The 23947-nt window shown below is 68.4% G+C and carries 23 protein-coding genes and 1 tRNA gene; 15 read left to right on the top strand and 9 right to left on the bottom strand.

Translation table 11 applies throughout. The annotated features are described in order from the left end of the window. The first annotated feature begins 29 nt into the window (after positions 1-29). The 6 genes from BN1193_RS16005 to BN1193_RS15985 all read left to right on the top strand — a co-directional run bounded on the left by BN1193_RS16005 (position 30) and on the right by BN1193_RS15985 (position 3501). On the top strand, positions 30-587 hold the full coding sequence (locus tag BN1193_RS16005; protein WP_040167941.1) for a peptidylprolyl isomerase: 558 nt from the start codon (positions 30-32) through the stop codon (positions 585-587). A 7-nt stretch (positions 588-594) separates the two neighbouring features. Further along, positions 595-1494, top strand: coding sequence for a rhomboid family intramembrane serine protease (locus BN1193_RS16000; protein ID WP_040167939.1), 900 nt, complete (start codon positions 595-597; stop codon positions 1492-1494). 137 nt (positions 1495-1631) lie between these two features. Next, the gene (locus BN1193_RS15995) at positions 1632-1865 is read left to right on the top strand and encodes a cell division protein CrgA (RefSeq protein ID WP_040167937.1); all 234 of its coding nucleotides are present in this window, start codon (positions 1632-1634) and stop codon (positions 1863-1865) included. A 67-nt stretch (positions 1866-1932) separates the two neighbouring features. Continuing rightward, positions 1933-2718, top strand: a complete 786-nt coding sequence (locus tag BN1193_RS15990) for a class E sortase (protein WP_040167936.1) — start codon at positions 1933-1935, stop codon at positions 2716-2718. Further along, a complete protein-coding gene (locus BN1193_RS18200; RefSeq protein ID WP_040167935.1) occupies positions 2718-2873 on the top strand; it encodes a hypothetical protein in 156 nt (51 codons plus the stop codon). The genes BN1193_RS15990 and BN1193_RS18200 overlap by 1 nt, the downstream gene beginning before the upstream one ends. Continuing rightward, positions 2857-3501 carry an anthranilate synthase component II gene (locus BN1193_RS15985; protein ID WP_040167934.1) on the top strand — a complete coding sequence of 215 codons (645 nt, stop codon included), beginning with the start codon at positions 2857-2859 and terminating at the stop codon, positions 3499-3501. Before BN1193_RS18200 ends, BN1193_RS15985 begins: the two co-directional genes overlap by 17 nt. Positions 3502-3508: 7 nt before the next feature. On the opposite strand, the gene pknB is transcribed toward BN1193_RS15985, so the two are convergent. The 7 genes from pknB to BN1193_RS15950 all read right to left on the bottom strand — a co-directional run bounded on the left by pknB (position 3509) and on the right by BN1193_RS15950 (position 12405). Next, on the bottom strand, positions 3509-5221 hold the full coding sequence (pknB, locus tag BN1193_RS15980; protein ID WP_195907886.1) for a Stk1 family PASTA domain-containing Ser/Thr kinase: 1713 nt from the start codon (positions 5219-5221) through the stop codon (positions 3509-3511). Between the two features lie 47 nt (positions 5222-5268). Continuing rightward, a complete protein-coding gene (locus tag BN1193_RS15975; RefSeq protein WP_040167933.1) occupies positions 5269-7026 on the bottom strand; it encodes a protein kinase domain-containing protein in 1758 nt (585 codons plus the stop codon). After that, complete coding sequence (locus BN1193_RS15970) at positions 7023-8486, bottom strand: peptidoglycan D,D-transpeptidase FtsI family protein (protein ID WP_040167932.1); 1464 nt, start codon at positions 8484-8486, stop codon at positions 7023-7025. Before BN1193_RS15970 ends, BN1193_RS15975 begins: the two co-directional genes overlap by 4 nt. Continuing rightward, positions 8483-9823 (bottom strand): FtsW/RodA/SpoVE family cell cycle protein, encoded by a 1341-nt coding sequence (locus tag BN1193_RS15965; protein WP_094770643.1) that lies wholly within the window; start codon positions 9821-9823, stop codon positions 8483-8485. Before BN1193_RS15965 ends, BN1193_RS15970 begins: the two co-directional genes overlap by 4 nt. 62 nt (positions 9824-9885) lie before the next feature. Next, on the bottom strand, positions 9886-11124 hold the full coding sequence (locus BN1193_RS15960) for a PP2C family protein-serine/threonine phosphatase (RefSeq protein WP_040167929.1): 1239 nt from the start codon (positions 11122-11124) through the stop codon (positions 9886-9888). A gap of 4 nt (positions 11125-11128) precedes the next feature. Then, the gene (locus tag BN1193_RS15955) at positions 11129-11674 is read right to left on the bottom strand and encodes an FHA domain-containing protein FhaB/FipA (protein WP_040167927.1); all 546 of its coding nucleotides are present in this window, start codon (positions 11672-11674) and stop codon (positions 11129-11131) included. Continuing rightward, positions 11671-12405, bottom strand: a complete 735-nt coding sequence (locus BN1193_RS15950) for an FhaA domain-containing protein (protein WP_040167926.1) — start codon at positions 12403-12405, stop codon at positions 11671-11673. Before BN1193_RS15950 ends, BN1193_RS15955 begins: the two co-directional genes overlap by 4 nt. A gap of 151 nt (positions 12406-12556) precedes the next feature. Between BN1193_RS15950 and BN1193_RS15945 the strand changes: the two genes are divergently transcribed. Then, a tRNA-Leu gene (locus tag BN1193_RS15945) sits at positions 12557-12640 on the top strand. A gap of 46 nt (positions 12641-12686) precedes the next feature. Here BN1193_RS15945 and BN1193_RS15940 read toward each other — a convergent pair. Beyond that, complete coding sequence (locus tag BN1193_RS15940; protein WP_052460876.1) at positions 12687-13262, bottom strand: HutD/Ves family protein; 576 nt, start codon at positions 13260-13262, stop codon at positions 12687-12689. 147 nt (positions 13263-13409) lie between these two features. Here BN1193_RS15940 and BN1193_RS15935 point away from each other — a divergent pair, with 147 nt between their 5' ends. Then, positions 13410-15293: a CASTOR/POLLUX-related putative ion channel gene (locus BN1193_RS15935; RefSeq protein WP_040167924.1), complete on the top strand. Its 1884-nt coding sequence runs from the start codon at positions 13410-13412 to the stop codon at positions 15291-15293. A 36-nt stretch (positions 15294-15329) separates the two neighbouring features. Here BN1193_RS15935 and BN1193_RS15930 read toward each other — a convergent pair whose 3' ends face one another. After that, the gene (locus BN1193_RS15930; RefSeq protein ID WP_052460875.1) at positions 15330-16226 is read right to left on the bottom strand and encodes an LLM class flavin-dependent oxidoreductase; all 897 of its coding nucleotides are present in this window, start codon (positions 16224-16226) and stop codon (positions 15330-15332) included. A gap of 183 nt (positions 16227-16409) precedes the next feature. Between BN1193_RS15930 and BN1193_RS15925 the strand changes: the two genes are divergently transcribed. The 7 genes from BN1193_RS15925 to murQ are packed head-to-tail and all read left to right on the top strand — an operon-like array spanning position 16410 to position 23946. Next, positions 16410-17711, top strand: a complete 1302-nt coding sequence (locus BN1193_RS15925; RefSeq protein WP_040167923.1) for a sugar ABC transporter substrate-binding protein — start codon at positions 16410-16412, stop codon at positions 17709-17711. Between the two features lie 4 nt (positions 17712-17715). Beyond that, positions 17716-18684 (top strand): carbohydrate ABC transporter permease, encoded by a 969-nt coding sequence (locus tag BN1193_RS15920; RefSeq protein ID WP_040167921.1) that lies wholly within the window; start codon positions 17716-17718, stop codon positions 18682-18684. Continuing rightward, the gene (locus tag BN1193_RS15915; protein ID WP_040167919.1) at positions 18681-19508 is read left to right on the top strand and encodes a carbohydrate ABC transporter permease; all 828 of its coding nucleotides are present in this window, start codon (positions 18681-18683) and stop codon (positions 19506-19508) included. The genes BN1193_RS15920 and BN1193_RS15915 overlap by 4 nt, the downstream gene beginning before the upstream one ends. After that, the gene (locus BN1193_RS15910; protein ID WP_040167918.1) at positions 19505-20974 is read left to right on the top strand and encodes a glycoside hydrolase family 3 protein; all 1470 of its coding nucleotides are present in this window, start codon (positions 19505-19507) and stop codon (positions 20972-20974) included. Before BN1193_RS15915 ends, BN1193_RS15910 begins: the two co-directional genes overlap by 4 nt. Beyond that, positions 20971-22143, top strand: a complete 1173-nt coding sequence (locus BN1193_RS15905; protein WP_040167916.1) for an anhydro-N-acetylmuramic acid kinase — start codon at positions 20971-20973, stop codon at positions 22141-22143. The genes BN1193_RS15910 and BN1193_RS15905 overlap by 4 nt, the downstream gene beginning before the upstream one ends. Further along, entirely contained in the window at positions 22140-23024 is an 885-nt protein-coding gene (locus BN1193_RS15900; RefSeq protein ID WP_052460874.1) for an N-acetylglucosamine kinase, read from the top strand. The genes BN1193_RS15905 and BN1193_RS15900 overlap by 4 nt, the downstream gene beginning before the upstream one ends. Then, entirely contained in the window at positions 23017-23946 is a 930-nt protein-coding gene (gene murQ, locus BN1193_RS15895) for an N-acetylmuramic acid 6-phosphate etherase (RefSeq protein WP_040167915.1), read from the top strand. Before BN1193_RS15900 ends, murQ begins: the two co-directional genes overlap by 8 nt. The last annotated feature ends 1 nt before the right edge of the window (position 23947 follow it).

Here is a 23947-nt window from a genome sequence, read left to right as displayed (position 1 = left end):
TTCACGGCGAACTCTGCGAGAATCTGAACATGCCTCTTCACTCCGCAGTCGCGACCATCCACACCAACCACGGCGACATCGTCGTCAACCTCTTCGGCGACCAGGCGCCGCAGACCGTCAAGAACTTCATCGGCCTCTCCGACGGATCGGGGGAGTGGACCGACCCGCGAACGGGCGCGAAGGGCGACGGACCGCTCTACAAGGACGTCATCTTCCACCGCATCATCCCGAACTTCATGATCCAGGGCGGGGACCCGCTCGGTCAGGGCGTCGGCGGCCCCGGCTACAACTTCAACGATGAGATCCACCCGGAGCTCGACTTCTCCAAGCCGTACCTGCTCGCGATGGCCAACGCCGGACTGCGCCGCAACGCCATCACCGGGCAGCCGGAGGGAACCAACGGCTCCCAGTTCTTCATCACCACGGACCCGACCCCGTGGCTGACCGGCAAGCACACCATCTTCGGTGAGGTCGCCGACGACGCATCCCGCGCCGTGGTGGACGAGATCGGCGCCGTCCGGACCGGTGCCGGCGACCGCCCGGTCGAGCCGGTGGTCATCTCGTCGATCGACATCGCCGCCGCCTGAGCCGCGCGTGAGCTCCGCCGACTTCTCGCGAAACAGCGACAACTACTGCTACCGCCACCCGGACCGGGTGAGCTTCGTGCTGTGCCAGCGGTGTCTGCGCACGATCTGCCACGAATGCCAGACCCCGGGTCCGGTGGGCGTCGTGTGCCCCGAGTGCATGAAGGAGCAGAAGCAGTCGCGCACCCCCGCGCAGAAGAAGGCGGAGCGTCGGTGGACTCGTGGACCGGACGCCGTCGCGGCGTCCGGGTTCCGCGGGCTACCGGTGACGTACACGATCATCGCGGTCACGGTCGTCATCTCACTGCTGCAGATGATCCCGGGCGGGTTCGGCGACACGATCACGAGTTTCCTCGCGTTCCAGGGCTGGCGCATCGACCCCGGTCTGCCCTCGATCCTCGAACCCTGGCGCGCGCTGACCGTTCTGCTGGTGCACGGCGGGATCATCCACCTCGGTCTGAACATGCTGAGCCTGTGGATGATCGGACGAATCCTCGAGCCGATGCTGGGGCGCGGGCGGTTCCTGACGCTCTACCTCATCGCGGGCCTTTCCGGATCCGTCGTCACGGCGCTGATCGATCCGAACCAAGTCGTGGTCGGAGCCTCCGGTGCCATCTTCGGAACGCTCGGTGCCATCATCGTCATCACGCGGCGCCTGGGTGGTGACATCCGCGGCATCCTGATCGTGGTCGGCCTGAACCTCGTGATCGGCTTCTTCCCGGGCTTGAGCATCGCGTGGCAGGCGCACGTCGGTGGGCTCATCGGTGGCCTCGTGGTGGGTGCGATCTACGCCGCGACGCGGCAGCGCAGCAAGCGGGGTCTGCAGATCGGACTTCTCGCGGGCTTCGTCGTCGTCCTGATTCTCGCCACGTTCCTCATCCCGGTCCTGCACCCCTTCGCCCTGAACTGACCTGTGGACAGATGTGGAGAGTTATCCACAGAGTTGTGCACAACTGGGGATGGATTACACGCATGTAATTCCCCAGCGGCGGCCGGGTAGCGCATCTCGGATCGCCGATCCGGCGTCGGCTCGGTAGGATGGCTGACATGGCACGCCCTGAGAAGTCGGACGAGCGCGAGACCGCGAATCTCGATCCGAGCCCGAACCCCGTCTGGTTCAAGCCGGTCATGGTCGCATTCATGCTGATCGGACTCGCGTGGGTCATCACCTACTACCTGAGCTCTGAGGCGTGGCCGATCCCGGGCATCGGTGCCTGGAATCTCGTCATCGGCTTCGGCATCGCGTTCATCGGCTTCCTGATGACGATGCGGTGGCGCTGAGCGCACCGACCCTGAACGCGTCCCTGGTCGGGGGCGCGTTCTCAGCATGCGCGGATAGGCTCCCCTTGTGACCTCCGCCACAGTCTCCCGCCGTTCCGCGCGCCGTGCTCGTCAGCGCTCGCGCGTCACGTTCACCGGAGTTCTGGGCGAGCTGCTGATCACCGTCGGCCTGGTCGTCCTGCTGTACGTCGTCTGGCAGATGTGGGTCGGCGACTGGATCATGGGCGCGCAGGCCTCGGCCGCCGGCAATGAGAAGTCGCAGCAGTGGAGCCAGGAGGCATCCCGGAACGGGGACCTGCCGAAATCCAGCCCCGAGTCGCCGTACAACACGCTGACCGCAGACCCACCCGCCATGGTCGAGCCGGGACGCGGCGAGTACATCGCGAACATCATCATTCCGCGACTGGGGATCGACAAGTTCCCGATCGCGGAGGGCACGGCGACGTACGAGAGCCTGGACCGCGAGATGGTCGGTCACTACGTCGATAACGCCATGCCCGGTCAAGAGGGCAACTTCGCGCTCGCCGGCCACCGCGGCAGCCACGGCGCGCCGTTCGAGAATCTCCCGCAGCTGCACGCCGGCGACGCGATCGTGATCGAGACCCAGGCCGGCTGGTACACCTACCGTTTCCGCAGCCTGGAGTACGTCACCCCGGACTCGGTCGACGTCCTTCTCCCGACGCCGCAGGACGCCGCCGCCGGCGTTTCCGGACGGTACCTGACGATGACCACGTGCTCGCCCCGGTACGGGTTCAGCGAGCGGCTCATCGCTTACGGCGTGTTCGAATCATTCACGCCGCGGGAAGCGGACGGCAAGGTTCCGGCGTCCACCGTGCTGGCGAAGGGGGCCTGATGTACGGCGCACTCTGGCGGCTGCTGCCCGGACCGTGGTTCGTGCGGCTGCTGATCGTTCTGATCGTGGTCGCGGCGATCCTGTACGGCCTGTTCTGGTACGTCTTCCCGTGGGCGAGCACGTTCATCTCGCCGCAGGATGTCACCGTCGAGTAGCGGACGACACGTCCTCGTCGTCGACAACCACGACAGTTTCGTCCACACCCTCGTCGGCTATCTTCGTGAGCTCGACGCGCACGTGCGCGTCGTGGAATCCGACGAGATCGCCGACCCGGAGGAGAGTCTTGCCGGCGTGGACGGCGTGATGCTCTCGCCCGGCCCCGGGGCCCCGCAGGAGGCCGGCGCGTCGGTCGCCCTCGTCCTCGCGGCGGAGCGGTCCGGCACTCCGCTCCTCGGCGTGTGTCTGGGGCATCAGGCGATCGCGGTGACGTTCCGCGCGATCGTGCGCACCGCGCCGGAACCCATGCACGGGCGATGCTCGATGATCCGCCATGACCGACGCGGGCTCTTCCACGGCCTCCCCGGTGACCTGATGGTCGGGCGATACCATTCTCTGGCGGTGGACGAGCGGACGCTGCCGTCCACGCTGCACGTCACCGCCCGCGCGGAGGACGGGGTCGTGATGGGGATCAGTCATCGCACCGCGCCGATTCACGGCGTGCAGTTCCACCCGGAGAGCGTGCTCACCGAGGGCGGCTACCGCCTGCTCGGTAACTGGCTGGCGATGCTCGGGGACACCGCGGCACCGGAGCGCGGCGCACTCCTGCGACCGCACGTGGTCTGAACGGAACTCAGCCGGCCGGGCACACGGTCAGCTCGACCGTGGAATGGATCGGCACGTCACCGATCTTGTCCTGACCGGTGACGGTGCCCTTGCTGCAGTCCGGGTTGGTGTCGTTCTTCGTGGTGACCGTCAGGCCCATCGTCTCCGGATCGGTGAGCTTCGTGGTCGCGGCCTCGACCGTGAAGCCGCCGACGTTCTCGACCGTGACCTTTCCACTGGCGACGACGAGGTTGATCGTGGCACCCGCGAGCAGCTCCTCGCCTTCGGAGACGCTCGAACCGTCGTCCTCACTGGCCTCCAGGACGATGTTCGCCGCCGTGTTGGGGTCGTTGCGGTTGTCGATGCGGCCCAGCGCGAGTCCGGCCTTCGCCAGAGCCGCCGTGGCGTCGGCGGAGGCGAGTCCGACCAACTTGGGCGCGACCGCCTTCTGCACGCCGGTGGAGACGACGACGTTCACGCTCTCGCCGTCCTCGACAGTGGTGCCGGCGACCGGGTCGGTGCGGACGACGTTACCCTCCTTGATGGTCGGGCTGGCTTCATCGACGCGTACCGGCACCAGACCGGCTGCCTCGAGATCCTTCGCGGCCTTGTCGTAGTCGACGTTGACGATGTCGGGCATCGCGGCGGCGGTCGAGGTGGGATCCGGGACGCGGCTGATCGTCACGACCCAGAACACGACCGCGACGATGAGCGTCGCGATGATCGCGACACCGAGCCAGATCCAGGCGACGGGGGGACCCTGCTGGGTCCGCGTCATCGTGTTGTCCGTGCTCAGCTGTCGCAGCGACCGTGCCGTTTCCGCCGCGGCGCGAGGGTTCGCGCCGTAGAGCTCGTTCGTGAGCGAGTCCAGCTGTCGTTTGGTGGGGGTCCGACCCTCCTGAGCACCGGCGATCGCGGCGCGGAAGGTGGCCGCGTCCGGGAACCGGCTGTACGGATCCTTGGCCAGCGCGCGCAGCACGACCGCATCCAGCTGGCGCGGCACGGTCGTCACGACCTCGCTGGGCGCGACCGGGGTCTCACTGACGTGCTGGTACGCGACGGCGACGGGACTGTCGCCGCGGAAGGGCTGGCGCCCGGCGAGCAACTCGTAGAGCACGACTCCGGTGGAGTACAGGTCGGTGCGTGCGTCCACCGGATCGCCCTTGGCCTGCTCCGGGGAGAAGTACGCGGCGGTGCCGATGATCGAGGTGGTCTCGGCGACCGTCGACGAGGAATCCGACACGGCGCGGGCGATGCCGAAGTCCATCACCTTGACGCGGCCGTCGTCCGTGATCATGACGTTGCCCGGCTTGATGTCGCGGTGCACGACGCCGGCCCGGTGGGAGTACTCGAGCGCTTCCAGAATCCCGTCGACGTAGTGCAGCGCATCGGTGACGGGAACCGCACCGTCGGCGATGACCTGCTTCAGGGTGCGTCCGGAGACGAGCTCCATCACGATGTACGGTGTGGGGGCGGCGCCCGGTGTCGAGGCGTCCTCGCCGGCGTCGTAGACACGAACGATCGTGGGGTTCGCCATCCGGGACGCTGCCTGCGCCTCCATGCGGAACCGCGTCCGGAAGACATTGTCTCGCGCGAGATCGGCGTTCAGGATCTTGATCGCCACGGTACGGCCGAGGGTGACGTCATACCCGCGGTAAACGGTCGCCATCCCGCCGCGACCGATCATCTCATCGATGCGGTAGCGGTCTGACAGCACTCGCGATTGCTCGGACACGGACATGAACCCCCTGCGTTTCAGCGCAGTTCAGCCTATCTGCTCTCAGCTGATCACTGACCGTCACCGTTGTCGCCGCCGCCCTGGGTGGGAGTGGGCGTGGGCTGGGTCGGCGCCGGCTGCACCGTGGCGGTGGCGGCTTCAGAGGATCCGGACGTTCGGTTCGAGCACGTCACGGTGTAGGTCATCTCCACCTGTCCGCTGCCGTCGTCCGCGATGCGGATGTCGGCGGAGTTGCCCGACACCTGCAACTGCGAGCCCCCACCGTCGACGAAGGTCGCCGGGCCCGAGAGAGTGATGTTGTACGCGTTCGGGGTGCCGAGGCCCGCCGGGCAGGAGTAGGCCGGCCACGTGACCTGGGTCTGGCTGCCCGCCGTGACGGGATTCTCGCTGAACTGGCCGGCACTCGGTGCCGGCATCTCGGTCATCGGGCCGTAGACCTTGAGAGTGACCTCGGTGCCGGGCTTGAGGTTTGCGGTCGGCGAGAAGCTGATCACCCTGCCGACCTGGTCCTCACTGGTGGCGGCTTCGCCGTCGACGCAGGTTCCGGTGAGGCCGGCATCCGTGAGCTTCTGCTTCGCCTCGTCACACGAGATGCCCTCCAGGCCCAGCGTGGAGGGGTCGACCGTCGTCTCCTCGGTCTTCGTCGGAAGGGGGGACGGAGTGCTCGGCTTGGGCGCCGGCTGCGAGGTCGTGGCGGCCGCGCTCGGCGACTTCCCCGCATCGCCCTTGGCCCCGAACAGAGCCCACAGGGATCCGGCGACCGCCAGGATGAGGACGGCGATCAGGGCGATCAGCGGCCACGTCCACGGGCTCTTCTTGCCCTTCTTGGCGCTTTCCTCGGCCGCAGCGGTGTCGAGGGACTGCGTGTCACTGGCACCGAGCAGGCGCGTCGTGGCATCGTCGCTCTGTCCGAACAGGAGCTGGGTGGAGTCGTCGGAGCCGACCGCACCGGTGGCGACCGCCGGGACGGCACGGGCGGCGGCGGCGAGGTCGCCGCGGCGCAGAGCCGTGGCGGCACGGGCGACGGCGGCCGAGGAACCGGGTCGGTCCTCAGGCTTCTTCGCGATCATCGCCATCACGAGACGATCCACCGGCTCGGGAACCGAGTCCGGCAGCGGCGGCGGGGCGTCATTGATCTGCGCCATCGCGATGGCGACCTGCGACTCGCCGGTGAACGGTCGCTTACCCGCCAGGCACTCGTACGCGACGATGCCGAGTGAGTAGATGTCGGTCGCGGGCGATGCCGGATGACCGGACGCCTGCTCGGGGGAGAGGTACTGCACCGTGCCCATCACCTGACCGGTCGCGGTCAGCGGAACCTGGTCGGCGATCCGAGCGATACCGAAATCGGTGATCTTCACCCGACCATCGGGCGTGATCAGGAGGTTGCCGGGCTTGATGTCGCGGTGCACGAGGCCCGCCGCGTGGGCGGCTTGCAGGGCGGACGCGGTCTGCGCGACGATGTCGAGCGTACGGTCGGCGCTGAGCGCACCTTCTCGTTCCAGGATCGTGGACAGGGCCTCGCCGGGCACGAGCTCCATCACGAGGAAGGCTGAGCCGTTCTCCTCGCCGTAGTCGTACACGCTCGCGATGCCCTCGTGGTTGACGAGGGCGGCGTGGCGAGCCTCAGCGCGGAAGCGCTCCAGGAAGCCCGGGTCGCCCATGTACTCGTCCTTGAGGATCTTGATGGCGACCGTCCGTCCGATGACGTGGTCGGTCGCCTCCCAGACCTCTCCCATGCCGCCGATCGCGATCCGGGAAAGCAGTTCGTATCGTCCGCCGAAGGTGACGCCTTGTGTGGGCCTCATTTGTTCAGCACCGCCTCCATGACTTGTTTCGCGATGGGAGCCGCGATCGCATCTCCCGAGCCTGTCTGCCCTTCACCGCCGCCGTTCTCGACGACGACCGCGACGGCGACCTTCGGATCGGACGCGGGAGCGAATCCCGTGAACCACAGCGAGTACGGATTATCGTCGTTCTGCGCCGTTCCGGTCTTACCCGCCACGTCAATCCCGTCTATTCTTGCACCGCTCGCGACACCGTTGCTGACGTTGGCGACCATCATCTGCACGAGGGCCTTGGCCGTCTCGGGGGAGATCGCGTCGTCGATCTTCTGCCCGGAGGGGAACGGATTCTCCTGCGGGCTGAGGTCCGGAGCGAGGATGTCATCGATCATGGTCGGCTTCATCAGCGCGCCGCCGTTCGCGATCGCTGCGGACACCATGGCCATCTGCAGTGGGGTGGCTCGGACGTCCGTCTGACCGAATCCGCTGAGGCCGGTGGTGGCTTCGTCGGAGATCGATCGGGGATAGACCGACGCAGTGGATTCCAGCGGCGTCGTGACGGTCGAGTTGAACCCGAACTTCTCCGCGGTGGCGCGAATGGCGTCATCGCCGAGCTTCATGGCGAGCTCGGCCATCGGCACGTTGCAGCTCAGGCGCAGGGCGTCCGCGATCGTCACGGTCTTGCCCGTGCCACAGGTGGTGCCGCTGGCGTTGCTGACGACGCTGTTGGACTGGGGGAGCGTGATCGTGGCGGGGTTGGGCAGCGTGGAGGACGCGGTGTAGTCGCCGGACTCCAGTGCGGCCGCGGCCACGACGAGCTTGAACGTCGAGCCGGGCGGGTTCAGATCTCCGCCGATCGCGCGGTTGAACAGCGGCTTGTTCGGGTCGGCCACGAGCTGGTCGTAGAACGCGTTCGCCGCGTTGGTGTCGTGCGTGGCGAGCTGGTTGGTGTCGAAGCTCGGTGTGGAGACCATCGCGAGGATGCGACCGGTCTTCGGTTCGATGGCCACGACCGCACCCTGCAGGTCGCCGAGGGCTTCGTACGCGGCCTTCTGCACCGAGGCGTCCAGCGTCAGCTCGACCGATGAGCCACGGGGCGACTGGCCGGACAGGAGCTGGTCGAGCCGCTGGAAGAACTGCGATCCGGATGTGCCGGCGAGGGTGGAGTTGAGCTCCTTCTCGATCCCGGTGGAGGCGCCCAGAGCCGCGTTAAAGTAGCCGGTCACGGGCGCCCAGATCTTCGCGTCGACGTACTGGCGATTGAAGGAGTAGACGTCGTTGGACGGCACCGACGACGCGATCGCGGTGCCGCTGGCGATGATCGAGCCGCGCTGGATCTCGTAGCTGTCGTAGCGGGCGCGGGTGTTCGCGGGGTTCTCGGCGAGGTTGTCGGTCTGCACGCCCTGGATGACGGTGACCGAGCCGAACAGCGCCAGGAACATCACCAGCACCAGCAGAGACAGTCGCTTGAGTTCCTTGGTCATCCGATCACCACCCGGGGGACGCGGCGGACGGCGTCCGAGATGCGCAGCAGCACCCCGACGATCAGCCAGTTGGCGATGAGGGAGGATCCACCGGCCGCGAGGAACGGCGTGGTCAGGCCGGTCAGCGGGATGATCCGCGTGACCCCGCCGACCATGATGAACACCTGCAGCGCGATCGTGAACGCCAGGCCCGTCGCCAGGAGCTTGCCGAAATCGTCCTGCCCGGTGAGGCCGATCCGCAGTCCGCGGCTCACGAAGACCATGTACAGCGCGAGGATCGCGAAGACTCCGACGAGCCCGAGCTCCTCACCGAGGCTCGGCAGGATGTAGTCGCTCTGCGCCAGGGGGGTGATGTACGGCCGACCCTGCCCGAGTCCGGTACCGATCAGGCCGCCCTGACCGAGGCCGAAGATGCCCTGCACCAGCTGATAGCTGCCGTTGGGCTGGTTGATGACCTGGGGGTCGAAGGCGTTCAGCCAGTTGTTGAAGCGGTGTCCGACGTAGGGCAGCACGCGGGAGGCGAGGAACGCGCCACCGCCGGCGAGCACGAGACCGATGACGACCCAGCTGGTCTTTCCCGTGGCGACGTAGAGCATCGCGACGAACATGCCGAAGATGAGCAGTCCGGTGCCGAGGTCGCGCTGGAGCACGATGATGCCGAGGGAGAGCAACCACAGCACGAGGAGGGGTCCGAGTTCGCGCGCGCGGGGCCACGTCATCCCGAGGAAGCGGTGCCCCGCCGAGACCAGGCTCTCGCGCGTGCGGACGAGGTATCCGGCGAAGAAGATCGCCAGGCAGATCTTGGCGAGCTCACCCGGCTGGAAGGAGAAGATGCCCGCGATCGAGACCCAGACGTCGGCGTTCGCATCCGAACCCAGGCCCGGGACGAACGGCAGCAGCAGGAGCAGGAGACCGGCGAGGCCGAAGATGTACGTGTACCGGAACAGCACGCGGTAGTTGCGCAGGGCGATGACCAGGACGATCGTCGCGACCAGCGAGATCGCGGCCCATGCCACCTGGCGCATGGACGTCTCACCCCAGCCGGCGGTGACCTCGCCCACGTCCACCCAGTGGATGTCGATGCGGTAGATCTCGGCGATGCCGAGCCCGGTCAGCAGCGTGGCGATCGGGACCACGAACGGGTCCGCGTCCGGAGCACGGAACCGGAGCACGATGTGGAGGGCGATCGTGAGTGCGGCGAGCACCCCGGCGAGCACGAGGAACGTGGGCTGCACGGAGCCCTTGGTGGCCAGCTGCACGAGCACGATGGACGCGCCCGCGACGACCAGAGCGAACAGCAGCAGGACGAGTTCACGGTTGCGCTGCTTCTGCGGCATGCGGATCTTCCGCAGCGCCTTCAGCACTGCGGTGTCGCCGCTCACCTGAGCCGGAGCGGCGCTCACTTGTTCGCCTCCGCATGCGATCGCAGACGGTCCACGATCGCCTCCGCATCGGGCAGTGAGCGGGCGGGGATGGTGTCCTCGACCCGGCTGCGATCGTAATCGGGAAGATCAGCGAGCAGGATGCCGGTCTGCTCGTAGGCGTGCGAGAGCGAGATCGGACCGATGTTCTGCTGGATGCCCTGATAGATCACGACCGAGTCGTCGTTCGGACCGACGAAGTAGCGCGTCTGGGTCCACTGGTATGCCAGGAACAGTCCGCTCGCGATCAGGGCGAGGACCAGGATGAACCCGACGATCCAGGATGCGCGGCGGCGGCGGGCGCGGCGGCGGTCCTCCTCGATCAGCTCCTCCAGGAACTCCTGCGCGGGCTCGAAGTGGGTCGGCTCGTTGGCGGCCTGGCGGACCGGGTGCAGCCAGCTGCTGCGCGTCGCGCGCGCCGCGGGAACCTCGATGCCGACCGGGTTCGCCGCTGAGCCGACGATCGTGGCGGCGGCGGAGAAGGCCGGGTGCGCGCCGCCGACGTCGACGATCACCATGGTGACGTTGTCCGGTGCCCCGCCGTCGAGGGCCTGCTTGAGCAGCACATCGGCGGTGCGGCCTGGGGCATAACCGCCGGTCAGCACCTTCTTCATGTGCGGCTCGTCAACGACGCCGGACAAGCCGTCCGAGCACAGCAGCCAGCGATCGCCGGGCTGTGTCGCCATCACGAACGTGTCGATCTCGGGGTTCGGGTCCTGATCGCCGAGCACCCGCATGAGAACCGACCGGCGCGGGTGGTAGCGCGCCTCTTCCGGCGTGATTCGGCCGGAATCGACCAGACGCTGCACGAAGGAGTGGTCGGTGGTGATCTGCGTCAGTTCACCGTCGCGGAACAGGTAAATGCGCGAGTCGCCGATGTGGGCGATCACGGCGTAGTCGTCCACCATCAGGATCGCGTCGACGGTGGTACCCATGCCGGTCAGCTCGGGGCGCTTCTTGGACGTGTCGATCAGCGCGCCGGCGGTGTCGACCAGTGCCTCGACGAGGGCGTTCTCCGCCTCTCGCGGCGCCGAGAACGGGTGATCGAGCTCCTCGAGACGCTTGATCGCGATCGCCGAGGCGACGTCTCCGCCGGCGTGACCGCCCATTCCGTCGGCGACGGCGAACAGGTTGGAACCGGCGTAACCGGAGTCCTGATTGTTCGACCGCACCCTGCCGGTGTGGGAGATCGCGACTGCCGAGCCCTCGAATGCCACGGAGTTACTTCCTCAATTCGAACGTCGTCGCGCCCACCTTGACGGGGGCGCCGACGCGGATCGGGACGGGCGAGGCGACGCGTTCGCCGTCGTGCCAGGTTCCGTTCGTCGAATCGAGGTCCTGGATCATCCACTGCTCACCCCAGAGCACGAGACGGGCGTGGTGGGAGGAGGTGTAGTCGTCCCGAATCACCAGTCCGGACTCGCGAGAGCGGCCGATCGTGATCGGGTGATCGCCGAGGGGGATCTCCAGGCCCGCCTTCGGGCCGGAAGTGATCACGATGCGCGAAACCGCGTCGCGGACTGCCGCACCGCCGGCGGCCGGTGCCTCGCGCCGGGGACGGGCGACGGGTTCGGTCGGGGCAGAGGGTCCCGGTTCGCGCTTCAGCGCCGGCGTGGGCCGCGGCGTGTCGATGGTGCCGGAGTCCGGCAGCTTGCGAGCGCGAACGCCGAACAGATCCGACCGCAGGGAGTAGATGACGCCGAACACGAAGAACCACATCACGACCAGGAAGCCGATGCGGAGCAGGAGCAGCGTCAACTCACTCATCGGTCATACTCCTGGGCGTCGAAGATGCGGGTGGAGTCGTCGACCGGACGCCGCGCGGGGCGCGTCGCCTGCGCCACGATGCGGAAAGCGATCTTGGTGCGGCCGATCGTGATGACCGAGTCCGGCTCCAGCGGGCTCGAGGTGAAGGCGGCGCCGTTGAGCTTGGAACCGTTGGTCGAGCCGAGGTCACGAGCCATCGCGTGCTTGCCGTCCCAGACGATCTCGACGTGCTTGCGCGAGGTGTTGGCGTCGGAGATGGTGATGTCGGCGTCGGAACCGCGGCCGATGACCGTGCGCGCCTTGGTCAACGGGTGGCGCTTGCCCTCCACGTCGACCACCCCGATCCAGCGCACGTCTTCACCCTTCGCGGTGGACGATTCGACGCGGACCGTGCCGGTGGGCACGTTCGGGTCCGCGGTGATGCTGATCGAGACGGGCCCGGCGAACGCGTAGCCCTGCTTCTTCGCGTGCTTGCGCACCAGCTGGTCGAGCTCGGTGGTGAGGGCGGATCCCAGGGACGCCATGTTCGCCTCGTCGGCGGGGGAGAGCAGCACGCGGAGCGTGTTCGGCGCGAGGATGCGGTCGCGGCTGACGACGGCCGACTTCACGTCGATCTCGCGCCGCAGCGCGGAGGCGATCTCGACGGGCTGGATGCCGCTGCGGAAGGTCTTGGCGAACGCACCGTTCACGGCGCGCTCGAGACCTTTCTCGAAGCTGTCAAGCAGTCCCACATGGCTCCTCGGGCAGGGGTACGGCGGGCTCACCGTACTGGCCCATGCTAGACGAGGTCACTGCGCGGGGCTGGGAAATCCGTCAGGGCTGGTCATCGGCACCTCACCGTGCGTGTTAGGCTCGATGGGTTGAGTCCGGTTCACCGGATTCGCGCGAGTGGCGGAATAGGTAGACGCGCTGGCTTCAGGTGCCAGTGCCCGTAAGGGCGTGGGGGTTCAAGTCCCCCCTCGCGCACAGACACCCCCGGTCCTTTTGGGCCGGGGGTTCTTCGTTTCCCTGTCTACCGCTGGGCTCTGGGGTTCCTCGGCCGCACGCGGGCCACGGCGATCGCCCCGGTTCCCTCGAACGTCACGGCGTCCGCCTCGTCGAGGAGGACGGCGTCGCCCGGACGCAGGCGCGCCACGCCGCAGCGGAGCGTCGAGCTCAGCACGACGGCGACCACCGTCTCGCCGGGGCCGCCGGGTTCGACCGAGAGGTGTCCGTCCACGTCGAGGCGAACGAGGCTCCCGGACGCGTGGCGCCGATCGACGATCACGCCCAGGTCCTCGCGGGGTTCGGAGAGATGTTCCACGGAGATCGAGCGCTCACCGGAGAAGTCCAGCACCGCGTACTGGGGCACGTGCACCGATTCGCCCTCGATCACCAGGTCCAGGCCCGCCGGATGCAACGGCATCAGCGCGCGATCGGCATCGTCGTACCGGGAGAACGCCACGTCACCGCTCACCGTTGCGATGCTGATGAGCCACGGCGCGTCCGCGCCCGTGTCCTGGGCCTCGCCGACGAGCACGTCGTGGCTGACGCCCAGACCGTTCTTCCACGGGCGGGGTGTTCGTTCGGATCGTCGCAGCAGTCGCATCGTGGTTCCAGCTTGTGCGATCCGGTGCCGTGTTCGCTAGATTTCGGACACGGGCGAGACGATGGGGCTCGCCGTACGCGCGTGCGCGGACCCGCATCCGGGGTGTCCCCTCGCCGGTCGGGTGTCCGGACCCAGGGGAGAGAGAACATGCCGCAGTCGACCCTGCGTGAGCGCCTGCGCTACCGCTTCGACGTCTGGATGTCCGGTGGCACCGTTGCGCTGATGGGGTTGCTCGGACTCGCGACGTTGGTGTTCGTCGTCGTGCTCGGGGTCATCACGTGGATCGTCCTCGCTCTGATTCGGGATGAGAATTCGCCCGATCCAGACGAAGGACCCTTCGATTTCATGTGGGGCGCGCTCATGCGCACTCTCGATCCCGGAACCATGGGCGGGGACCGGGGCTGGGCGTTCCGGGTGCTGATGCTGATCGTGACGATCGGCGGGCTGATCATCGTCGCGAGCCTCATCGGGATCGTGTCCGGCGCGTTCGACGGGCGCATCGAGCAACTGCGCAAGGGGCGCTCGCGGGTCCTGGAGCGCGATCACACCCTGATCCTCGGTTGGAACTCGAAGGTGTTCTCGATCATTCGGGAGCTGGCGATGGCGAACGAGTCACGTCGTCGCGCGCACATCGTGGTGCTCGCCGACCGCGACAAGGTGGCGATGGAGGACGAGATCCGCGCGCTCGTCCGCGACCTCCGCGGAACCACCGTGATCTGTCGCACGGGCGATCCGAAGTCGCTGATCGATCTCGAGATCGGAAACCCCGCCACGGCGCGCAGCATCATTCTGCTCGGGCCGGAGGGGACGGATGACCCCGACACGGACGTGATCAAGGCCGCCCTCGCGCTGACCAGCAGTCCGGTGCATTCGGAGCGGAAGTACCACGTCGTCGGCGAACTCACCGAGCCCGCCAACCTCGACATCGCACGTCTGGTCGGCGGTGATGAGGTCAAGTGGGTGGTCGGCCCGGACTTCATCGGGCGGATCACGGTGCAGACGTGCCGGCAGTCCGGGCTGTCCAACATCTACCAGGAGCTGCTCGACTTCGACCGCGACGAGATCTACATCACCGACCAGCCCACGCTGATCGGATCGACGTACTTCGACGCTCAGATGGCCTTCGATGACTCCACGGTGATCGGTGTGGTCCGTGACGGCGGGGTGCGTTTGAATCCCCCGGGAGACCTGGCACTGATCTCAGGAGATCGCCTCATCGTGATTGCCGAGGACGACAGCACGATCCACCTCGGCGAACGCCATCGCGTCGACGCCACCGGCATCGTCAAGCGCGAACGGCCCCCGCAGGCCGCGGAGCGCATCCTGGTGCTCGGCGAGAGCAGCACGCTGCCCACCATGCTGGCGGAGCTCGATCAGTACGTCGCGGCCGGATCCAGGGCGACGATCGTGACCCGTCGCCCGCTTCCGGAGCTTCCGGAGCTGGAGCGACTGTCCGTCACGAGCTGGGTGGGGGACGCGACACAACGACGCCTGCTCGAGACGCTGGACGCGACGTCGTACGACCATGTGATCGTGCTGGCCGACCCGACCGTCGGCACGCAGCAGGCGGACAGTCGGACCCTCGTCACCCTCCTCCAGTTGCGTGACATCGCCCGCCGGGCGGGCCGTGACCTGAACATCGTCAGCGAGATGCTCGACGACGCGAACCGGGAACTCGCTGAGGTCACGGAAGCAGACGACTTCATCGTCACGGACAAGCTCGTCGCTCTCGCCCTGGCGCAGATCTCGGAGGACGCGCTTGTGGCCGACGTATACGACGTTCTCTTCTCCAGCACGGACTGCGAGATCTACCTGCATCCGGCGCAGGAGTATGTCGAGCTCGGCGCCGAGGTGGAGATGACCGGGATCATCGAAGCCGCGCGACGTCACGGCGAGACGGCCATCGGTTACCGGCAGGCGGCGTCCGCCCGGGATCGCGCGAGCGCCTATGGCGTGCACCTGAACCCGGCGAAGTCGAGCCGCGTCGTCTTCGCCCCGGGGGATCAGATCATCGTTCTCGGCGAGCACTGATCCCGCCACGTCGGCGGACCGCGATCGAGCCGTCGGTCAGCCGAGGGCGGCGCGGGCGGGGGCGATGACCTCGTCGCCGAAGCGCTGGATGACGTCGGCGGTGATCGCGCCGGTCTCGTCGGTGAGCGAGGTGTTGAAGCCGGTCGCGCCGTGTTCCCGGACGGCCGTGGTGATCTCCTCCACCCACTGGCGGGACGACCCACCCATGAAGAGTCCGTTCGGACCGCGGGTCTGGGCCAGATCGAACGGGGTCAGTGCTCCGCCGAGCTTGTAGATCGTGCCGACGTCGGAGGGATCGCGGCCCGCGTCGACTGCGGCGGCGTCGATGATGGCCCGGCCGTTGCGCACGATGTCCGTCGTCCAGTCGGCGCCGTTCGGCGGCACCCAGCCGTCGGCCAGGCGTCCGGTGACGCGGAGGCTCTTGGGACCCTGAGACCCGGTCCAGATCGGCGGGGTGGCAACGGGGGCGGGCTGGATGCCCTGGACGAGGTCGTTGGTGACGCTCGGTCCACCACCGGTGAGGTCCCGGACGAGCTGAATGCTCTTCTCGAAGCTCTCCACGGCTTCCCCCGGGGTCAGGCGCGGGACGCCCATGCGGACGATCGCGTCCCAGAATCCGCCGGCTCCGATGCCGAGCACGAAGCGGTCGTTGGAGATGTCTGACAGCGTCGCCACCGTGCGGGCCAGCATCGGGGCCGGACGCAGCGGCGAGTTGGTCACGCTGACGTAGGCACCGATGTTGTCGGTCGCGCCGAGGAGGTAAGCGAGGCCCGCGTACGCGTCATACATGCCGGGGTTGTAGGGGTGATCGGTCAGGGAGAACATGTCGAATCCGGCCCGATCGGCCAGGCGCACCACCGCGCGCAGGGCGTCGCCGCTGCCGTAGTCGGCGGGCAGTGCGATGTCGAACAGTGGTCTTGCGTGAATGCCCATGGTGTCCTCTCGGTCGGCGTCAGAGAGAATAACTGTTATTACAGGTATTTCATTCCCGCCGCCCAAGAGTGGGGTAAAGTGACGATTCGACAACAGCTTGGAAATAACTTGCAGAAGTCTTGGAATCTGTGGAGAATTCTTTCAAAGGCGGCGCGCTGGGGCGACCGCAGGAGAGGACGACCAATGAAGAAGAAGCGTTTCCTGCCGATCATCGGCCTGAGCGTGGCCGCACTCGCGCTGACCTCGTGCAGCGGTGGCTCCGGCTCTGCGAGTGGCTCGGATGACAAGGCCGACAACAGCGGCGAGACCCTGAAGGTCTGGATCATGGAGGGCACGAACCCGGACTCGTCCGCGTTCTTCGACGAGGTCTCGGATGCCTTCACCGAGAAGACCGGCGCCAAGCTGGACGTCGAGTTCGTGCAGTGGGCGGACGCGCACGACCGGTTCGTCACCTCGATCGCCGGTGGCACGACCCCGGACGTCGCCGAGACGGGCAACACCTGGACCGCCGAGTTCGCCGACGCCGGCGGACTGCTGCCGATCACCGACTACATCAAGAAGTCCGGCCTCGAGGACGATCTCGTTGAGGGCCTGAAGGCCTCCGGCGAGCTGGACGGCGAGCAGTACGGCATGCCGTGGTACGCCGGCGTCCGCGCCCTGATCTACCGCGCCGACATCTTCAAGGAGCTCGGCCTGGAAGCTCCGCAGAACTGGGACGACATCGTCACCGCGGGCGAGGCCATCAAGAAGGCCCACCCCGAGATGATCCCGTTCGCCGTTCCCGGTGACGCCGAGATGAGCGTCTACCCCTGGGTCTGGGGCGCCGGTGGCGAGGTCGCCACGGAGAAGGACGGCACCTGGACGAGCGAGCTCGACAGCGCGAAGTCCGTCGAGGGCCTCGAGTTCATCACCGGTCTCGCCACGGAGAAGGGCTTCTCCAGCGCGGGCGCGACCACGTGGAAGGAGACCGACGTTCTGGACAACTTCTCCCAGGGCAAGGTCGCCATGGCCCTGCAGGGTTCGTGGACCCCGGCCACGATCAAGGCCAACGCGCCGGAGATGGCCGACAAGCTGGCCGCGACGACCATCCCCGCGAAGGACGGCGGCATCGCCAAGTCCGTCCTCGGTGGCTCGCACCTGAGCATCTTCGCCAACACGAAGAAGGCCGACCTCGCGTGGGACTTCGTCGAGCTCATGTCCACGGGTGAGTTCGCCGAGAAGTGGGCGGAGCAGTCCGGCTACTTCTCCGGCCAGAAGTCGCTCGTCGAGAAGACGATCCAGTCCACCGACCCGCTGGTCGCCCCGTTCGCGAAGCAGTTCGTCGAGGGTGGCGCGGCCCTTCCGGTCACCCCGCAGTTCGGCGCGGTGCAGGCGAAGAAGACCACGCCCGCGATGATGCAGTCGATCCTGTCCGGTCAGAAGGACGTCAAGACGGCCGCGAAGGACGCCGCCGCGGAGATGACCGACCTGCTCAACAAGAAGTGACTCGATGAGCACCGACGTCCAGGCCGCACCCGCCCCCGCGCCCACGCGCGCGGGGGCGGGTGCCCCGCGTCCCCGCAGGAAGCCGCTGATCCTCCGGATCCGTCCGTGGTTGCTGCTGACGCCCGCACTCATCGTGCTCGCGGTCCTGATGCTCTGGCCGTTGGTGCGCGTCTTCCTCTTCTCGCTGCAGGACTACGGTCTCCGCCAGATCGTCAGCGGCGACACCAATTTCATCGGACTCGGCAACTACGCCGAAATCCTCTCCGACCCCACCCTCTGGACGGTCGCCCTGCCGAACACGGTCGTGTTCGCGATCCTCTCGGTCACCTGCACCGTGGCCTTCGGCACGCTCGTCGCGCTGCTGATGTCCAGCCTCGGCACGTTCTGGCGCAGCGTCGTCGGCACCGTGATCATGGTGGCGTGGGCTATGCCGGCCGTCACCGGAACGTACGTCTGGACGTGGATCTTCGACGCCGACAGCGGCATCGTGAACCGCGTGCTGATGGACCTCGGCATCATGAGCGAGCCGTTCAACTGGTTCACCAACCCGATCAGCTTCTACGCCATCGTGCTGCTGAACATCGTCCACCACGGCTTCCCGTTCGTCGCGATCACCGTGCTCGCCGGGCTCCTCGGCGTGTCCAAGGAGATGCTCGAAGCCGCAGCGCTGGACGGCGCCGGCGCGATTCGTCGCTTCTTCAGCATCATCGTCCCGTCACTGAAGCAGGTGTTCACGATCGTGATCATCCTGTCCACGATCTGGGACTTCAAGATCTTCGCCCAGGTGTACCTGATGCCCGGCGGCTCCGGCTCGAACCGCTCGGTGCTCAACCTCGGCGTCTGGTCGTACGTCGAGTCCTTCGGCCAGAACCGCTACGGCTTCGGCTCCGCGATCGCCGTGCTGCTGACCCTCGTGCTGCTGGGCATCACGATCGTCTACGTCCGCACCATGCTCAAGGAGGAAGAGCTGTGAAGACCCGTACCGGCGGCAAGATCGTCCGCGGCGTCCTGGTCGCCCTCCTCATCCTGTTCACGATCTTCCCGGTCTACTGGATGGTCAAGAGCGCGTTCGACGGCCGCGCGTCCTCCGGCGGGCAGAGCTTCCTGCCGCAGGAGTTCACCTTCGACAACTTCATCTTCGTCATCCAGGACGGCGGCTTCGGCGTCTTCCTGCGCAACTCGCTGATCGTCGCCCTGTGCGTCGTGGTGGCCTCCGCCGTGATCGCGCTGCTGGCGTCCGTCGCCGTCGCCCGATTCCGCTTCAAGTTCCGCACCGCCATCCTGCTGATGATCCTCGCGGTGCAGATGGTGCCGCTGGAAGCCCTGGTCATCCCGCTGTTCGTGCAGGTCCGCGATCTGCAGCTGCTGAACACCCTGCTCGGCCTGATCATCGTCTACATCGCCCTGTCCCTGCCGTTCGGCATCTGGATGCTGCGCGGCTTCGTCGCCGCGGTCCCGGTCGAACTGGAGGAGGCCGCGTACATCGACGGCGCGTCGTGGTGGCGGATGTTCCGCTCGGTCATGCTGCCGCTGGTGATGCCGGGCCTGGTGGCCACGAGCGTGTTCAGCTTCATCACGGCGTGGAACGAGTTCATCTTCGCGATGACGATGCTGCAGGGCGCGACGGAGAACTACACCGTGGCGATCGGCCTGAAGCAGTTCTTCGGTGAGCACTCGAATGACTGGGGCTCCGTCATGGCGGCGTCGACGATCATCACCCTCCCGGTCATGATCTTCTTCATCCTGGTGCAGCGCCGGCTCAGCGAAGGGCTGGTGTCCGGGGCGGTCAAGGGATGAGCGCCGACCCGCAGCTGACGCGTCTGGCCAACAGTGTGCTGTGGCCCGGCTTCCTCGGCACGACGGCGCCGGACTGGCTGCTGCGCGCCTTGGATGAGGGCCTCGCCGGCGCGGTGTACTTCGGCCAGAATGTCGACACCGCAGACCCCCACGGCACGGCGGCGCTGTCCCGCAGCCTGCGCGAGCACGCCCCCCACGCGCTCATCGGCGCCGACGAGGAGGGTGGCAACGTCACCCGCCTCGAAGCGATCGGTGGTTCCTCCTATCCGGGAGCCGCGCAGCTCGGGCGGCTCGATGACCTCGACGCGACCGTCGCCGTGCACGCCGCGATCGGTCGCCGCGCGCGTCGTGGCGGCATCACCGCCGTTCTCGGTCCGGACGCGGACGTGAACACGAACCCGCGCAACCCGATCATCGGCGTGCGATCGTTCGGCAGCTCGGCGGCGGACGTCTCCCGCCACGTCGCCGCCGCGGTGACCGGACTGCACGCCGGCGGTGCGCTCGCGTGCGCCAAGCACTTCCCGGGGCACGGCGACACCGTCACCGACTCGCACACCGGCCTCCCGCGCGTGCAGTTGTCCCGCGCGGTGATGGAACGCGACCACCTGCCCCCGTTCCAGGCGGCGATCGAGGCCGGCGTCGACGCGATCATGACCGCGCACGTCGTCTTCGAGGAATTCGGCGAGCTGCCCGCGACGGTGAACCCGGACGCGCTGACATGGCTGCGATCCCTCGGCTTCACCGGCGCGATCGTCACCGACGCCCTGGACATGGACGCCATCCGTCGCACGTACGGCGCCGGGGAGGGCGCGGTGCTCTCCCTCGCCGCCGGCGCGGACCTGCTCTGCATCGGCAACCCGGCCAACTGGGGCGCCCGCGGTGAGGTCGATGACGAACAGGACTACCTCCGAGTGCGCGATGCCGTCGTCGCGGCGCTCGCTGAGGGACGACTCGACCCCGCGCGGGTCGAAGAAGCAGCCGCACGCGTGGCGACCCTGGTGGGGTCCGTGCCGGAACCGCAGCAGGACACTGCGGACCCGGACGCGCTCGCCGTCGTGCGGCCCGTCATCGAGGTGCGGGAGGGCGATTCCACACACACGACCCGCCCGCACCTCGTGATCGACGCCCGTCGCGGCGCCACCGGTGCCGTCGCGGCCCGGAACGAGCCGTTCGCTCCGGCCCTGAACGCGCGGCGCGTGGTCGTCGGCATCGACGCCCCGGACGCCCCGTCCTCCGCTGCGGCGATCGCCGCGGACGCGGCGCATGAGACCGTGTTCGTGCTCGCGGACGCGCTGTCCCTGCATGCGGGACAGCGCGCCGTGGTCGAAGCCGTGCGTGCGGCGCGTCCGGACGCCGTCGTGCTCGACATCGGCGTGCCCGGTGAGGTCGCGGCGCCGGTGATCCGCACGTGGGGCTCCAACCGCCCCACCGCGCTGGCCGTCGCGCAGTCCTGGAGCGCTCGATGAGGATCCTCGCGATGCAGTCCGGGACCAGTGCCGATGCGATCGACGTCGCCGTGGTCGAGTTCGCCGCCGAGGGTGACCGCCTGCGGCTCCGGATCGTCGACTACCGCGAGGTCGCTTGGTCCGCCCCGCTGCGGGCGCGCCTGCTGGACGCGATCGCTTCCCGGCCCACGGATGCGGGGGAGTGGACGCGGCTGAACACCGAGGCCGGGCAGGCGTTCGCGCAGGCCGCTGCCGATGTCGTGGCCGACGCCGGTCCGGTTGACGCCGTCGTCTCCCACGGGCAGACGCTGCACCACTGGGCCGACGCATCCGCAACGCACGGCTCGCTGCAGATCGGCCAGCCCGCGTGGATCGCCGAGCGCCTCGGGGTTCCGGTGCTGAGCGACGTCCGTGCCGCCGACATCGCCGCGGGCGGTCACGGCGCCCCGCTGATGGGCTTCTTCGACGCCCTGTGGCTCGGCGACGTGGCGCGCTCCCGCGGTGTACCGGTCGTCGGCGTGAATCTCGGCGGGATCGCGAACGTCCAGATCGTGCGGCCGGACGGCACCGTTCTCGCCGGTGACACCGGTCCCGCCAACGGCCTGCTGGACGCGGCGATCCAGCGCGCCACCGACGGCCGACACAGCTTCGACGCCGACGGTGCGCATGCGGCCGCCGGCACCGTCGATGACGCACTGCTGGACCTGCTGCTGGCGGACGAGTACTTCGTCGCACCGCTGCCGAAGAGCACCGGGCGGGAGACCTTCTCCCTCGCCCTCGTGGACGCCGCGCTGACGCGGCTCGAGCGGGACGTCGCCCTGCCGGACCTGCTCGCCACCCTCACCGCCCTCACCGCCCGAACCCTCGTCGCGGCGATCAGCGACGCGGCACCGGACGCCGGCGAGCTGGTCCTCTCCGGCGGCGGGGTGCGCAACCTCACGCTGATGCGGCTGATCCGGGACGCCCTCCCCGAGGTGCGCGTGGTCGCGAGCGACGAGCGCGGCATCCCGTCCGCCGCCCGCGAGGCCGTCATGTTCGCAACGCTCGGGTGGTTCTCGCTGCACGGGATCCCCGTGACCGTCGGATCCACGACGAGGATCGCCGGCACGCTCACCCTGTCCGCCGGTCTGCCCCGCTGGGACACCGCGGAGAAGATCACCGCCATCGACGTGGACGGAGGCCGCTCATGACCGTGCGCATCGGCATCGACCTGGGCAAGACGTCCTGTCGGGCACGCCTCTGGGCCGCTGACGGGACACGGGATGCCACCACCGCCGGCGCTCCCGGGTTGAGCGAGCAGGGTGGGGTCGACGCTGCGCTGCGCGCGGTCACGACCGTCCTCGACGAGCTGGCTGAGGACGCTGTCGACGCGATCGGCATCGGTGCCGCCGGCGCTCTCGCGGATCCGGCCGCTGCCCAGCGCCTCGCCGAGAGCGTGCGGGCGCGCACCGGGGCGACCACCGTCGTCACCAGCGACGCGATCGCGGCCCACGCCGGCGCGTTCGCCGGGGCGGACGGAGTCCTGCTCATCGTCGGGACCGGGGCGGTGGCCATCGCGCTCGCCGACGGAGCCCTCCGGCGCGTCGACGGCTGGGGTCCGTGGCTCGGCGATGAGGGGTCCGGACAGTGGATCGGACGTGCCGGCCTCCGCGCCGCACTGCATGCCTTCGACGGACGCGGCCCGCGCACAGCACTGACCGATCGGGTTCTCGAGCTCGTGGCGAGCCCCGACCTCCTGCCCGCCTGGCTCGGGCAGGGCACCGCACCCGCGGCTCGGGTGGCCGAGTTCGCTCCCGCCGTGCTGGCCGCTGCGGCGGAGGACGTCGTGGCCGGTGGCATCGTGGACGAAGCGGCTGCCGCCCTCGCCACGACCGCGGCGGCGGCCGGAGCGAGGGAGGTGGTGCTGCACGGCGGCATCACCGCACACCCACTCATGCGCGAGCGGCTGCAGTCCGCTTTCGCGCTTCACGGGCTGCGCATCGTCGCGGCCCGAGCCGACGCGTGCGCCGGGGCAGCCGCCCTCGCCGCGCCCGGCATCCCGCAGTACGACGAGGGGATCACCCGTGCCTGACCGGACACTTGACGCACTTCGCGACACGCTCGCGACGCTCGACACCGAGGCGGTGTCGGACGCCGGGGACCTCGACGTGATGACCACGGCCGAGCTCGTCGCGGCGATGAACCGCGAGAACGCGCGGGTTCCCGCTGCGGTCGAGGCGGAGTCCGCCCAGATCGCCGCCGCGGTCGACATGGTCGCCGAGCGGATGCCCCGCGGCGGGCGACTGCTCTACGTCGGCGCCGGCACGGCCGGTCGCATCGGCGTGCTGGACGCCAGTGAGATCCCGCCCACGTTCGGCACGGCTCCGGGGCTCGTCGTCGGCGTGATGGCGGGAGGCGATGTCGCGATCCGCACCGCGGTCGAGAACGCCGAGGATGACGCCGAGGCGGGTGCGGCGACCGTCGCAGCGCACGGTGTGGGTCCGGATGACGTGCTGGTCGGCATCTCCGCCTCCGGCCGCACTCCGTACGTGCGCGGCGCCCTCGCGGCGGCGAACGCGGTCGGCGCGGGCACCGTCGCCATCGCGAACAACCGCGGTTCGGAGATCGGCGCGGTCGCGCAGATCGCGATCGAGGTCGTCGTCGGTCCGGAACTGGTGTCCGGGTCCACCCGCCTGAAGGCCGGCACGGCGCAGAAGCTCGTGGTCAACGCGATCTCCACGCTGGCGATGATCAAGCTCGGCAAGGTCTACGGTTCGCTCATGGTCGACCTGCGCGCGACGAACGAGAAGCTGCGCGCCCGATCCCAGCGCACGGTGATGACGGCGACCGGTGCGACCGCGGCCGAGGCCACCGACGCGCTCGATGCCGCACACGGATGGATCAAGGCCGCGATCCTGGTACGGCAGAGTGGTCTCAGCGCCACGGAGGCGTTGCTGCTGCTCGACGATCACGGTGGGCGGTTGCGGGCCGCGCTGGACTCAACGAAGGAGTGAG

It is taken from the genome of Microbacterium gorillae, assembly GCF_000826185.2.
Lineage (GTDB): Bacteria > Actinomycetota > Actinomycetes > Actinomycetales > Microbacteriaceae > Microbacterium > Microbacterium gorillae.
Note: the sequence above shows the minus strand (reverse complement) of the source record. Positions and strands in the feature narration are given on the sequence as shown.